Here is a 13,797-nt window from a genome sequence, read left to right on the forward strand (position 1 = left end):
TGTCATCATCATCATAAAAGCAAGTATTTATTTATCACCTCTACAAAAGATTCATGTAGAAAGTGATTATTTTATTACTTAAACACCTTACTTTCAGTAAAAATACATATTTAATAATATATTATCTAATATTAAGAGTTGATTAATCACACTTAGCTTTATCTTTTATTATATTGCTCAAACTTTATTTGCCTTTTATACTTTCTTAAAGCATATTTTGATAGGTGTTATTATGAATATTTTATTAGTTGAAGACGATCTGCAATTGGGAAAGGCGCTCTGTCGTGGTTTAGAAATTGCTGGTTTTCAGCCCTGCTGGGTAAGATTGCTTGCGGATGCACGTGTTCAATTAAACCAAAAAGCCTTTGATTTAATGTTGCTTGATCTAGGTCTTCCTGATGGTGATGGTCAAGATGAACTTATCGCACTAAGAAAAAGTGGTGAAAAAATACCCATTATTATTTTGACGGCTCGTACTCAAATAGATAACTTAGTACAAACATTAGATTCAGGTGCCGACGATTTCTTACCAAAACCTTTTGCTATGCCTGAATTAATTTCTCGTGTAAAAGCCGTAAGTCGCCGTATGGCCGGTTTCTCTTCACAGATTTGGTCTATTGGTGATTTACAGCTTAATCCCTCGAATCATCAAGTCACTTTAAATGGTGAACTATTGTTATTATCAGGTAAAGAGTACCAGCTATTATATGAGCTGATGCGCAATACAGATAATGTAGTACGTAAATCTGATTTAGAACAACGCTTATTTGGCTTAGATGACAAAATTGAAAGTAACTCACTTGAAGTTCATATGCACAACTTACGCCGTAAAATAGGCAAAGAGCGTATTATTACGGTTCGCGGTATCGGTTATCTCTTAAAAAAAGAAGTGAACTAAATGAAGATCCGCTCTTTCTTTATTTATACTATCTTTCTACAAACGATATCTATCGTGATGCTATGGGGCGTTTGGTTAGCTTGGATAGAATTTGATTATCTTGCTGACTTTGAAACTATCTACAATAAGCAACAAGAAATTATTGCTGAAGGATTTGCTAATACACTCGAAACGGTTTCCTCTCAACCCGAGACAGTAAAACAGATAGCTCACCATTTACAAAACATGTATATCGATACCATGCTTAATGGTGAGGATGATGATTTACACTATTTACCTTGGTTTATTGTCTTAAATAAAGACAATGATCTGATTTATACCAATAGACCGGAACTTTCTCTGCCTAAACGGGTACTGTCGCTTGCCTCTGAAAAAATCTCTGTGGCTGGGGAGAAATGGTATTTATCTTATAGTTGGGGAAAACAACATAAAATTAAAGTTTTTATTGGTGAATCCGTCGAAGATAGAGGACATGTCATTGGTAACCCTATTTCCGGTACTTTTGTGCCCTTCCTATTTATTTTAGCGACGGTGATCTTGGCTATCTTAATTACTGCTTATTTTAGTTTGCGCCCTTTAAGACAAGCCGCAGAGCTGATTTCTAACCGAAAACCTCGCAATTTAACGCCAATTAATGTCGGACAACAATTTAAAGAGATCCGCCCTATCTTTAAAGAGCTTAACCAATTAATGGCAAGAATAGATGCGGCTAATATTAGAGAAAAACAATTTATGGCTGATGCGGCTCATGAGCTAAGAACCCCGATTGCCGCAGTGATTGCCCAATTGCACATTCTCTCTTTAGTCGATGAAAAGCAGGAGCGAGAAGAAATTATTGAAGATATGAAACAATCTCTGGATAGAGCCGCCGCACTTTCCCACCAGCTTATTGATTTAGCAAGATTAGAGTGTGATGATTTCCCTATAAAAATAGAATCCTTTGATGTTTATAATATTATTGGTAATGCTATTGCTCAGCGCGTGCCTTATGCCTTAACAAAAAATATTGAGCTATCTTTAAATGAAGGTATGTCACTTAAAATAGAAACAGATAAACAAGCACTACTGTCTATTTTTAATAACTTATTGGATAATGCAATCAAATATTGCCCCAATAATAGTCAAGTCGAAGTGACTATTGAACATAAAGATACCCATCATCTCAATATTATTTTGCGTGATAATGGACCTGGAATTGCACCAGAGTATATTAGCTCACTATTTTCCCGTTTTTATCGTGTTCCGGGATCACAAGGGACGGGCAGTGGTTTAGGCTTATCTATTGCACAAAATCTCGCTGAAAAAATTCAAGCAACCATTTCCATTACTGAAGGGCTACACAATAAAGGTATTGGTTTTATTATTACCTTACCGTTAAAAATTAAACCACTAGATAATGAGTAAATATATTATAGGAGGCCTTTGCCTCCTATAATTTTAGTTAAAACTATTAGTTATGCTTATCCCCACAAAGTGGCTATCCAACGTAGCATCGCGGTAATAATAGCAGCACTTAATACCACCAAAATAAAAGGTTTCTTTTTCCAGGTTAAAACGCCCGCAACACCCACACCAATAATCTTGGCAATATCAGCGAGTTGGTCACCATCAAAGAAAGTAGATGTCATTGCAACCGAAAATAAGATCACGATTGCTGAAAGTGAAAACATTTCTTTGACCCGCTCAGACATCCCCGTTTTATTATTTAATAAGATACCGGAGATGCGCATGGCATAAGTTCCTACGGCTAAAATAGCGATACCTGCGATAAGTGAAGTTGTTGAGATCATATTTTTCTCACCACAAATAAAACGCCTAACAAGGATAATAAAACCGGTATTCCCGCAGGGAGAAACAGTGTCGTTGCTAAGGCAATCACACTACCAATAATAGCGGCTTTTCGTGTTAATTTATTTTTCAATGCCGGTAAACTTAGTGCCAAAATAATCGCTGGGAACATCGCATCTAAACCAAGCATTTTTATATCAACAATAAAAGAGCCTAAATAAACACCTAGCATAGTACCTAACGGCCACATCAGTAAAATGCCTAATCCACAAGCCCAAAATGCTAATCTATTTTGCTCAGCAGTCGATTGAGATAACCCAAAAACCACACTTTCATCATTTAATACATGAAAGCCTAATAGTGATTTAATCCCTTTTCCGGGTAATTCTTTCACCGCCATACTAAAAGGGATGTGCCTTGCATTGACCATTAAGCCAGCGAGTGCCGCATAGATGGCGCTTCCTCCCATCGCAACCACTCCGATAAATAGAAATTCAGAAGCTCCTGCTAAAACAAAAATCGATAACGAAAGAGGTACCCAAAAATCGAAACCTTGAGTATGTGCTAAAGCACCATAAGATATTCCAACGATCCCATCCGCTAATGAAACAAGCAGAATATCTCTAAGTACGTTATTATCTAGACGACTGTTAATATGCATAAAAAACGTATTATTTATTGAACGATTTGTTCATTATGTTGAACGATGTATTTTTTTGCAAGCTGATTTTTGAAGGAAACTATGATGTCATCACCTTCGGCACCCATTGAAATTATTTCTCAATCTATTGCTAGAGAAAGAAAAAAAGCAGGTCTTTCACTTGCAGAAATCGCAAGGCGAGCGGGGATCGCAAAGTCAACGTTATCCCAATTAGAAGCGGGACAAGGTAATCCAAGTATCGAAACTTTATGGGCTATTTGCGTCGCACTCAATATTCCGTTTTCACAACTGATTTCCTCACCTAAACCAGAAGTTAAAGTGATCCGCAAAGGTGATGGATTTAAAATTAGTGCAGAAAAGGCCTATTACCATGCCTTTTTATTGTCATCTTGCCCCAATGGCGCGAAGCGCGATATTTATACGGTTATTGCTCAACCGGGTAAAGATAGAGTGTCAGATCCTCATAGTAAAAATGTCACAGAACATATTCTTATAATTAGTGGTCGTGCCATTGTCGGTACTTTAGATAATCAACAAGAGTTATCTCCCGGTGACTATATTTGTTACCCTGGTGACGTTACTCATGTGCTACGTGCATTAGAGCCAGATACTACCGCTGTCATGATCATTGAACATCACAATTAGTGACAATGGTATTATCGCACTGATTTTTCGGATAAAGTCAAAATCAGTGCGATAAAAATTTACTATGGTTTAACACCGGCTTTCTCAAGATAAATCTCTCTTAAGCGTTGTGATAACGCCCCTACCTTACCTTGATTTATTTTTTCATTATCAATGGAGATCACCGGCCAAATTAAGGTCGTCGCTGAACTAATAAAAGCCTCTTTGGCTTGTTTCGCTTCTTCGAGTGTAAATAAACGCTCAATGATGGTGAGTTTTTGCTCTTTGGCTAACTGAATAATCGCTTGTCGCGTGATCCCCGGTAAAATATCTTGGCTTAATGGGCGAGTGATAATTTCATCTTGCTGATTAACAATAAAGAAATTGCTTGAACTTCCTTCGGTGATATAACCCTCTTTGATAAAAATAGCATCATCAGCACCTTGCTGATGCGCATGATGTTTTGCTAAACATGCAGCAAGTAATGCCACCGTTTTAATATCACAGCGTTGCCAACGAATATCCTCAACACTTACGACAGAAATTCCTTTGCTTGCATTAGGATGATTTACCACCGTTGAGTGTTGAACAAATAGCACCAATGTAGGAGCGACTGATGAAGACGGGAAATCAAAAAAACGTGATGAATCGGCGCCACGAGTGACTTGTAAATAGATAAGTCCTTCATGCAGATGGTTCTTATCTATCAATTGCCCGTGGATCTCTTTTAATTGCTCTTTGGTTAATGAAAAAGGCATTGATAATGCTTTGCAAGAGCGCTGTAAACGTTGAAAATGTCCTTCAAAATCAATTAATTGTCCGTTAATAACGGCGGTAACTTCATAAACGGCATCAGCAAATAAGAAACCTCGATCAAAAACAGAGATATTAGCTTGTTCTTTAGGTACAAATTGGTTATTTAAATACACAATCTCAGACATTTTACCTCCGTGATAAATTCTATTAACCTTGATAACTTTTTACCACACTACTCTTTCACATTACTATTTCAAATGCTACTGACTTTCTAATACAAATCTTTAATGGCCTTTTTCTTTAAAGAATTCCTGTTATATAGCTAAAAATTGCTATAATTTGCGATAAGGATTACAAATTAAGAGGTTGTTATGTTAGACATTAATAAAAATAATTTATCTCAGCTAACAGAGAAACTCGTTAAAAAGCAGTGTACTTTAATGAGTATCATTGCCATGCTGGGATTACTTGCGGGTATTATCTGTATTATTAACCCTTTTTCTTCAGGGGTCGTGGTCAGTGTTTTCCTCGGTGTGGTGTTTTTTGCTTGTGCAATAACCAGCATAATGGCGGCCTTTAATAGCCGGATCTCTTCTGGTTGGTCGATGTTAATTACTTTACTTGCTGGTTTTATCTATCTATTTTTAGGTTATATTTTTATTACCGATCCTTTAAACGGCATGTTAAGCCTTGCATTTATTATCGGTTATTTATTTATCTTTGCAGGAATACTCCGCTTAGTCCTCGGCTTTAAGCAAATTAAAGATAGCTTTTATGGCTGGTTTAATATTTTAGTGGGCTTTTTAGATCTTGTTTTAGCCTATTTCTTACTAGCTTTTGGCCCTGAAACTTCTATAACACTGGTGATGGCATTGATTGGTATACAACTTATTTTAAGTTCTATTACTATTCTATCAATAGCCAGTGCCATCAAGCGGATGACTCGTTAATGATGTCTTACGTTTAATTTGTTATTTAAATTTAGAGCCACACAATGTGGCTCTAAATCGTAAGCAAAAAAGTTGTATATTAAGCACAAGGTAAGCGTAGAGAAACGGTATACATATTTTCACCACATAAGTAACAGTTGCCATTTTTCTCAAATACCATCACCTGAATACCTAATTGTCCCACTTCGATATTTGGCAATGCATCCGCCAAAATACTTTCTAATGCAGGCTCTGATATTTCAATCATACTTATCGGCTCATTGCTTGGTGTAGTATCTTGCAGGAAATCACCTAAACGAGGATCATCGGCATAAATTTCTAATGTAGAACGATAAACCAATGTCCGCTCACTGCTATTGACTTTAGTATATCCATTAAAGATTATAACCATTTTTTGGATATCCAATTTTGCAACACGGTTTTTAATTTGTAAGCATAAAGAAGGCACAAGCCGAATATTGACAGAATTAAAATAACGATCGCAAATTTGCGGAATAGTGACGCTAATACAAGGCTTCGGTGCAATATTTTTAATTTGTTTACCGCATTCCCCAGTTAAGGAATTATCCACAATAATACGTTCACGGCGTGAAAAACAAATATTGTTAAAAATATCCACAGTGAAGAAAGAGATATAATGAACGCCATTCGTTAAGGCTTGATTCTCTAACCTGACCGATACCGCTGATTTATCAGTACAGGGCAACATTTTAAGTTGATCATTAAAATAGAACCCTACTTGTGTACTTTCACTAATATCACGACCTAAAATTAGGTTCGCATTTACACAGTAATTTTCACTATGATAGCTTAGAATACCATTTAGCGTTGCAGGAACCTTAGGAGACGGCAACTTCTCTGTCGTCATTTCAACATAATAGTTTCTTGATTTGAGTGGGTTATCTATATCTTCACTGTTTTCTGATTCAGCATAAAAAACAGCAATCTGCTTTGGCTCGGTACCTTTAAATCTAACTTTAAAGTTTGCAATACCATATTTATTGGTTTTTGAAATATTGCTTAACTCACCTTCGGAATTATAAATTTCAGGCTGAGTAAGTAGTGTGCTGTTGTCTTTATCGTAAACTAATGTGACCTCCTTGTTTTGCATATCTTCACCTTCTTGACTTTGAAGGTGTACCACAAAGCTTTTAGATACCTCTTCCCATTTGCTCGGCCATTGCATAGATTCAGAGTTGATTGTCAGTAAATCATCAAACCTCTCACAATTAGCCGCTGAGCAATCGGTATTAGGGATCGCGGGTGTCACTCGAATTTGCAACGGCGGGGCATAATAGGCATTATCTTCATTATCTTCATCTCTTAGAATCAACTGTAATGAAGCCACTCCACTACGATTGCCAGTTAAAGAGATCTTCGTTTTATGGTCATCAACGATAGTGGTATAAACATCTTTGTTGTTGGGTAAAATTAAAATTCCTTTAGGATTTGTACTCCATTGAGCCAAACGTAAATCACTATCTTTTACCTCTACTTCATAGCTAATTATCCCGTTCATTTTTACTTCGTTACCAGGCTCATCTGGCGAAGATTTTATTTGATTATATTTAATCTCTGTAACTGTATTTTTATCGGGATCTGTATCAGGCTCATCAGCTTGAGGATGAACAGGCTTAGGTGGTGTTTTTGCGGTATCCTTGCAGTTTTCAGCTGTTAAGATTTTTTGTAAACGTTCTTCTTTTGTTTCGATAGTCATCGCGTCATTTCCTTTCTTTGCTAAGTTCCATGTTCAGCTTAAAGAAAAAAAATGCAGTGAAAATCACAATAGAAAAAAGTCAACTGAGTATTGCTGATAGGGAAAAATAAAAATAATTACTAAACAATAAGATAGATATAATTTTACAGGATCTTAAGCTATAGCCACCAACAAAAAATGCCTTCAATATAAAAAATAATTTAAAATTTAAAATATTTTTGTATAAAGCTGTTGACTGTTATGAAAATGTGATTAGAATCAATATCAGAAAATATTTGTGACGAGAATCACATTTTATTAATAGGATACTTAATATGAAATCAATGACTTCTTTTATTACTCATCTGCACCAAGTTGTTGTTAAATTATCTTCAACTCGTTTATTGTAATTCTTTGTATTAAAAAGAATAACTAAGCATAAAGCCAGAAAATGCACTCTATATCGCAAGAGGCACTATCTGGCTTTTATTTTCTATCCCTTTGATTTTTTCTTATCTTACTCTTCGCGCATCTTTAGTAACAAAAATTTCACTTGTTTGAACTAAAATCCCTCTTCTTGTACCCTAGTATTAAATCACCTTTTATGATGAGGATAGTTTATGCAGCAGCAACTGCTTACATGGATACGTCAGTTTAATGAAGAGTACGCTCAAATCACTTCTCTGTTACTTGTTTTATTGATCATTTTTGTTGTTGCTCTTGTTCTCCACTTTATTTTGCACAAACTTGTGCTCCCTAAGCTTTCAAAAGCTATCAGTAAATACGATCAAAAGTGGCAACTCTCTTTTGAAATTAATAAGTTATTCAGTCGATTTGCCTTTCTTATCCAAGGTGTAGTCATTAATATCCAAGCCTTATTATGGATGGGACCCGGTAAGACACAGGAGATATTAACCACCACAGCTCAAGCATGGTGTTTACTTTTCGGTTTATTGATGATTTTCTCAATTATGGATCTCTGTTTGCAGATCATGAGAAATTCCCCTTCTTTTGGCCGATTACCCCTTAGAGGTATTTTCCAAAGTTTAAAATTAGTTGCCAGCGTGCTGATTGGTATCATGATTGTTTCATTACTGATCGGTAAATCACCGCTTATTTTATTAAGTGGTTTAGGTGCCATGACTGCGGTGTTGATGTTGGTGTTTAAAGATCCAATTATGGGACTTGTTGCCGGTATTCAACTCTCCGCCAATAATATGATTAGCTTGGGTGATTGGTTAGAAATGCCTAAATATGGTGCTGATGGTGCCGTAGTGGATATTAGCCTCACCACAGTAAAAGTACGTAATTGGGATAATACCGTTACGACCATTCCTACTTATTCTTTAATTTCTGATTCGTTTAAAAACTGGCAAGCGATGACACAATCAGGTGGGCGTCGAATTAAGCGCAGTTTATCTCTTGATATCAATAGTATTTACTTTTTAGATCAAGAGAATATTGATAAATTAGAAAAGGCACAGCTTCTTGAACCTTATATAAAAAGCAAAGTAGGTGAAATCTCCAGCTATAACGCTAGCCTTTGTCATGAGCATCAAATGCCACTTAATCAACGTGGTATGACGAATGTCGGTACATTTCGCGCTTACGTGGAAGCTTATCTAAAAAATCATCCGAAGATCCATAAACAGATGACCATTATGGTAAGACAGCTTGCCCCAACCTCTGAAGGGTTACCTATCGAAATTTATGCCTTTACCAATACAACCGTGTGGGTAGAGTATGAAGCTATTCAGTCCGATATTTTTGATCATATATTCGCTATTCTTCCTCAGTTTGGTTTACGAATACACCAATCACCAACAGGTAGCGATGTCAGAGCATTAAAATTCCCTACCAATATCGACACACCATAGCCCTAGCGTTCATTATTTAAAAGGGAGATTAATTCTCCCTTTTTCTATTAAATAAATTAACAAATATTTATAACTAACGACTTTGTTATCATATTAACAATCTTGTTTTAGCCTATTTTTTTAAAATCGATATGTTATTTTTTATATATCGAATCACTGTTTCCACCTATATATTTGATATTTTATTTACCACTAAAGTGGTATTAACCGCAAAATGTAACCAATTGTTTAATAATTATTTTTTTAGATAACCTTATTAACATTTTTTATATTGATATAAATCATTATAGGTATAGGTGTAATAACTTAACATAGATATACAACTTTATTTGTTGTGAAAAATGTTAGGGTAATGTCAATGTCAAAAATTAAAAATAATGTTTCTATCACTGAAATGAGCCGGCGTGGCTTCATTCAGTCTGCAGCTGTTCTTTCTGGCGCTGCTGCTGTAGCTGGAACGGTATCATTACCTTTCTCTGCTAATGCTCAAACACCCCAGGGTATTCGTCCTGATGAGACGTCTGAAACCATCAAATACAGTGCATGCTTAGTGAACTGTGGTAGTCGTTGCCCATTAAAAGTTCATGTTAAAGATGGCGTGATCCGCCGTATTTCCAATGAAACCATGTTTGATGACTCAACCTTTGGTCTTCATCAGATCCGTCCTTGCTTACGTGGACGTTCCGTTCGTTGGAAAACTTATAATCCAGACCGTTTAAAATACCCCATGAAACGTGTCGGTAAACGTGGTGAAGGTAAATTCGAGCGTATCTCTTGGGATGAAGCGACTTCGATTATCGCTGATAAGCTAAAATATACTATCGATACCTATGGTAATGAGGCTATTTATTACCAATATGGTACTGGATCTACCGGAGCGAATTTACATGGTAGAACAGCCTGTAAACGTCTATTAAGTACAGTCGGTGGCTTCTTAAGTGACTACGGTACTTACTCTTATTCACAATTAACCGGCATCGTCCCTTATGTGTATGGTGATATGCTGGAATCTCTGTTAACAGAAATCGAAAACTCAGATTTGGTTGTGATGTTTGGTCATAATCTTGCTGAAACTCGTATGTCTGGCGGTGGTCAGTTCTATGAAACACTGAATGCGTTAGATAAGAGTAAAAGTAAAGTAATTATTATCGACCCGCGTCGTACTGATAGTGTCACAACATTAGGTGCAGAGTGGATCCCTATCTATCCGGGTACTGATGCTGCATTAGTGGCTGCGTTAGGTTATGTGATGATCCAAGAGGGTATCACTGATGAGGCATTTTTACGTGAATATTGCATCGGTTGGGATAAACAAACTCTGCCAGCCTCAGCACCTGAAAATGGCTCTTACAAAGACTATATTCTCGGTAATGGTCCTGATGGGATTGCTAAAACCCCTGAGTGGGCAAGTCAATTAACCGGAATTTCCGTTGCGCGTATTATTCAATTGGCACGTGAAATTGGTAATGCCAGAGCGGCGTGGATCTCCCAAGGCTGGGGTATTCAGCGTACCAGTAATGGTGAACAAGCTTGCCGTGCCATTATGATGTTACCATTAATGTCTGGTCATATTGGTCGTCCTGGTACTAATACCGGATGTTGGGGCGGTAGCATTGAATACCCTGTCGCAAGTTTTGCCATACCAAATCCAGTAAAAACCCAGATCCCAACGTTTATGTGGTCTGAAGCGGTTGCTCGTGGTGAAGAGTTAACCAGTAAAAATGCCGGTGTCAGAAATAAAGATAAGCTGGATACGGGCATTAAATTTATGTGGTGTTACTCCAGTAATGTGATTGGTAACCAGCATGCTGATCTCAATAAAACACATGAATTACTGCAAGATGAATCAAAATGTGAATTTATTTTAGTGTGGGATAACCACATGACACCATCAGCAAAATATGCCGATATTTTACTGCCTGATGTCACTACTGTGGAAACTAACGATCTTATCAATAACTCTTATGCTAGTGGTGCGTATCATTATATGGTGCGTTTACAAAATGCCATTGAGCCGTTATGGGAAAATCGTCCTAACTATGATGTATTGGCAGATATCGCTGAAAAATTAGGTGTTAAAGAGAAATTTACTGAAGGTAGAACCTACCAAGAGTGGATTGAGTATTGCTATAACCAAGTAAAAGCAAATAACCCAGCGCTTCCTTCTTTTGCTGAAACTAACGATATGGGGATTGTGGATAGAAAACTTCCTCCTCGTAGCGCTTATGTGGCATTAGAAGCATTTCGCCAAGATCCTATCGCCAACCCACTAAAAACAGCATCAGGTAAAATTGAAATCTATTCTGAGAAATTAATGCAAGACACTGAAGGTTGGATCTTACCAGAAGGTGATCGTATTCCTGCAATTCCAGAATATTGTAAAAATGAAGAAGGTGTTGAAAACGTTACCTTAAAAGAGAAGTTCCCACTGCAAATGACGGGCTTCCACGATAAAGGTCACGTCCACTCTACCTATTTTAACGTCGCAATGTTACGTGAAGCTATTCCCCATCAATTTTGGTTAAACCCCGTTGATGCGGCACAGCGTGGATTAAAATCTGGCGATATTGCTGAGATTTATAACGAACGTGGTCGCTTGCATATTCGTGTCAAAGTGACAGATCGTGTATTACCTGGTGTGATTGCAGTACCACAAGGTGCATGGCGTTCACTTGATACAACAGGTGTAGATACCGGTGGATGTATTAATACATTAACAAGCTGGCACCCATCGCCGTTTGCTAAAGGAAATCCACAACATACTAACCTTGTTGAAGTGAAACGTGCATAAGGAGTTAACTCATGAAGCAATATGGTTTTTATTTTGACTCCACTAAATGCACTGGCTGTAAAACCTGTCAAGTCAGTTGCAAGGATGAAAAAGATTTAGATTTAGGCCCTAAATTCCGTCGTGTTTATGAATATGGCGGTGGTAGCTGGGCAAAACAAGACGGTATCTGGACACAAAATATTTATAGTTATTATTTATCAATTTCTTGTAACCACTGCTCTAACCCTACTTGCGTGGCAGGTTGCCCTACTGGCGCGATGCATAAACGTGAAGAAGACGGTTTAGTGGTTGTTAATCAAGATGTTTGTGTTGGATGCCGTTATTGTGAATTACGTTGCCCTTATGGCGCACCACAGTTTGATGAAAAGAAAAAATTGATGTCAAAATGTGATGGTTGCTATGAGCGTGTCGCCCAAGGTATGAAACCGGTCTGTGTTGAATCTTGTCCACAACGTGCACTGGATTTTGATGATATTGAAGTGATCAGAGCGAAACATGGTACAGAGTGCTGATGAATCCCCTAATGATTTTGGTAAAAATCATTAAGTTAAGGTGGATACACATCTTGTCATATGATCAAATGGTTTCGCGAAAAATCAATAATCAGACAACAAGATGTGCGAACTCGATATTTTACACGACTCTCTTTACCAATTCTGCCCCGAATTACACTTAAAACGACTCAACAGCTTAACGTTGGCTTGCCACGCATTACTTGACTGTAAAACTCTCACTCTTACCGAACTTGGCCGTAACCTGCCAACCAAAGCGAGAACAAAACATAACATCAAACGAATCGACCGATTGTTAGGTAATCGTCACCTCCACAAAGAGCGACTCGCTGTATACCGTTGGCATGCTAGCTTTATCTGTTCGGGCAATACGATGCCCATTGTACTTGTTGACTGGTCTGATATTCGTGAGCAAAAACGACTTATGGTATTGCGAGCTTCAGTCGCACTACACGGTCGTTCTGTTACTCTTTATGAGAAAGCGTTCCCGCTTTCAGAGCAATGTTCAAAGAAAGCTCATGACCAATTTCTAGCCGACCTTGCGAGCATTCTACCGAGTAACACCACACCGCTCATTGTCAGTGATGCTGGCTTTAAAGTGCCATGGTATAAATCCGTTGAGAAGCTGGGTTGGTACTGGTTAAGTCGAGTAAGAGGAAAAGTACAATATGCAGACCTAGGAGCGGAAAACTGGAAACCTATCAGCAACTTACATGATATGTCATCTAGTCACTCAAAGACTTTAGGCTATAAGAGGCTGACTAAAAGCAATCCAATCTCATGCCAAATTCTATTGTATAAATCTCGCTCTAAAGGCCGAAAAAATCAGCGCTCGACACGGACTCATTGTCACCACCCGTCACCTAAAATCTACTCAGCGTCGGCAAAGGAGCCATGGGTTCTAGCAACTAACTTACCTGTTGAAATTCGAACACCCAAACAACTTGTTAATATCTATTCGAAGCGAATGCAGATTGAAGAAACCTTCCGAGACTTGAAAAGTCCTGCCTACGGACTAGGCCTACGCCATAGCCGAACGAGCAGCTCAGAGCGTTTTGATATCATGCTGCTAATCGCCCTGATGCTTCAACTAACATGTTGGCTTGCGGGCGTTCATGCTCAGAAACAAGGTTGGGACAAGCACTTCCAGGCTAACACAGTCAGAAATCGAAACGTACTCTCAACAGTTCGCTTAGGCATGGAAGTTTTGCGGCATTCTGGCTACACAATAACAAGGGAAGACT

General features: G+C 37.7%; 11 protein-coding genes and 1 pseudogene. 8 read left to right on the forward strand and 4 right to left on the reverse strand.

Features of this window, described 5'->3' with window-relative positions; all coding sequences use genetic code 11:
* Positions 1-232: 232 nt before the first annotated feature.
* Both AACU98_RS08045 and AACU98_RS08050 read left to right on the forward strand, forming a co-directional pair.
* Positions 233-898, forward strand: coding sequence for a response regulator (locus AACU98_RS08045; RefSeq protein WP_004243597.1), 666 nt, complete (start codon positions 233-235; stop codon positions 896-898).
* On the forward strand, positions 899-2,302 hold the full coding sequence (locus AACU98_RS08050; RefSeq protein ID WP_004243598.1) for an ATP-binding protein: 1,404 nt from the start codon (positions 899-901) through the stop codon (positions 2,300-2,302).
* Positions 2,303-2,358: 56 nt separating this feature from the next.
* Here the strand turns inward: AACU98_RS08050 and AACU98_RS08055 are convergent, their stop codons facing one another.
* On the reverse strand, positions 2,359-2,688 hold the full coding sequence (locus tag AACU98_RS08055; protein WP_004250741.1) for an AzlD domain-containing protein: 330 nt from the start codon (positions 2,686-2,688) through the stop codon (positions 2,359-2,361).
* Entirely contained in the window at positions 2,685-3,347 is a 663-nt protein-coding gene (locus tag AACU98_RS08060; protein WP_012368078.1) for an AzlC family ABC transporter permease, read from the reverse strand. Before AACU98_RS08060 ends, AACU98_RS08055 begins: the two co-directional genes overlap by 4 nt.
* A gap of 84 nt (positions 3,348-3,431) precedes the next feature.
* Here AACU98_RS08060 and AACU98_RS08065 point away from each other — a divergent pair, with 84 nt between their 5' ends.
* Positions 3,432-3,992, forward strand: a complete 561-nt coding sequence (locus AACU98_RS08065) for a helix-turn-helix domain-containing protein (protein ID WP_004250737.1) — start codon at positions 3,432-3,434, stop codon at positions 3,990-3,992.
* Between the two features lie 62 nt (positions 3,993-4,054).
* On the opposite strand, the gene AACU98_RS08070 is transcribed toward AACU98_RS08065, so the two are convergent.
* A complete protein-coding gene (locus AACU98_RS08070; RefSeq protein ID WP_041701181.1) occupies positions 4,055-4,912 on the reverse strand; it encodes a D-amino-acid transaminase in 858 nt (285 codons plus the stop codon).
* Between the two features lie 186 nt (positions 4,913-5,098).
* Here AACU98_RS08070 and AACU98_RS08075 point away from each other — a divergent pair, with 186 nt between their 5' ends.
* Positions 5,099-5,677 (forward strand): HdeD family acid-resistance protein, encoded by a 579-nt coding sequence (locus AACU98_RS08075; protein WP_004243604.1) that lies wholly within the window; start codon positions 5,099-5,101, stop codon positions 5,675-5,677.
* A gap of 79 nt (positions 5,678-5,756) precedes the next feature.
* Here the strand turns inward: AACU98_RS08075 and AACU98_RS08080 are convergent, their stop codons facing one another.
* Positions 5,757-7,394: a hypothetical protein gene (locus tag AACU98_RS08080; protein ID WP_017628014.1), complete on the reverse strand. Its 1,638-nt coding sequence runs from the start codon at positions 7,392-7,394 to the stop codon at positions 5,757-5,759.
* 599 nt (positions 7,395-7,993) lie between these two features.
* Here AACU98_RS08080 and AACU98_RS08085 point away from each other — a divergent pair.
* From AACU98_RS08085 to AACU98_RS08100, 4 genes and pseudogenes are all read left to right on the forward strand, one after another.
* Positions 7,994-9,250: a mechanosensitive ion channel family protein gene (locus AACU98_RS08085; protein WP_004250735.1), complete on the forward strand. Its 1,257-nt coding sequence runs from the start codon at positions 7,994-7,996 to the stop codon at positions 9,248-9,250.
* Between the two features lie 352 nt (positions 9,251-9,602).
* Complete coding sequence (locus tag AACU98_RS08090) at positions 9,603-12,041, forward strand: DMSO/selenate family reductase complex A subunit (RefSeq protein ID WP_012368081.1); 2,439 nt, start codon at positions 9,603-9,605, stop codon at positions 12,039-12,041.
* A gap of 11 nt (positions 12,042-12,052) precedes the next feature.
* Positions 12,053-12,547, forward strand: a pseudogene (locus AACU98_RS08095) (DMSO/selenate family reductase complex B subunit); the annotation flags it as partial.
* A 109-nt stretch (positions 12,548-12,656) separates the two neighbouring features.
* A partial coding sequence (locus tag AACU98_RS08100) for an IS4-like element ISVsa5 family transposase (RefSeq protein ID WP_001443860.1) occupies positions 12,657-13,797 on the forward strand: 1,141 nt, incomplete at its 3' end.

The organism is Proteus sp. G4380 (genome assembly GCF_963885725.1).
Taxonomy (GTDB): Bacteria; Pseudomonadota; Gammaproteobacteria; order Enterobacterales; family Enterobacteriaceae; genus Proteus; species Proteus mirabilis.

Coding starts and splice junctions, on each gene's coding strand:
- AACU98_RS08045 (WP_004243597.1), top strand. CDS start 233: ATGAATATTTTATTAGTTGAAGACGATCTGCAATTGGGAAAGGCGCTC.
- AACU98_RS08050 (WP_004243598.1), top strand. CDS start 899: ATGAAGATCCGCTCTTTCTTTATTTATACTATCTTTCTACAAACGATA.
- AACU98_RS08055 (WP_004250741.1), bottom strand. CDS start 2,688: ATGATCTCAACAACTTCACTTATCGCAGGTATCGCTATTTTAGCCGTA.
- AACU98_RS08060 (WP_012368078.1), bottom strand. CDS start 3,347: ATGCATATTAACAGTCGTCTAGATAATAACGTACTTAGAGATATTCTG.
- AACU98_RS08065 (WP_004250737.1), top strand. CDS start 3,432: ATGTCATCACCTTCGGCACCCATTGAAATTATTTCTCAATCTATTGCT.
- AACU98_RS08070 (WP_041701181.1), bottom strand. CDS start 4,912: ATGTCTGAGATTGTGTATTTAAATAACCAATTTGTACCTAAAGAACAA.
- AACU98_RS08075 (WP_004243604.1), top strand. CDS start 5,099: ATGTTAGACATTAATAAAAATAATTTATCTCAGCTAACAGAGAAACTC.
- AACU98_RS08080 (WP_017628014.1), bottom strand. CDS start 7,394: ATGACTATCGAAACAAAAGAAGAACGTTTACAAAAAATCTTAACAGCT.
- AACU98_RS08085 (WP_004250735.1), top strand. CDS start 7,994: ATGCAGCAGCAACTGCTTACATGGATACGTCAGTTTAATGAAGAGTAC.
- AACU98_RS08090 (WP_012368081.1), top strand. CDS start 9,603: ATGTCAATGTCAAAAATTAAAAATAATGTTTCTATCACTGAAATGAGC.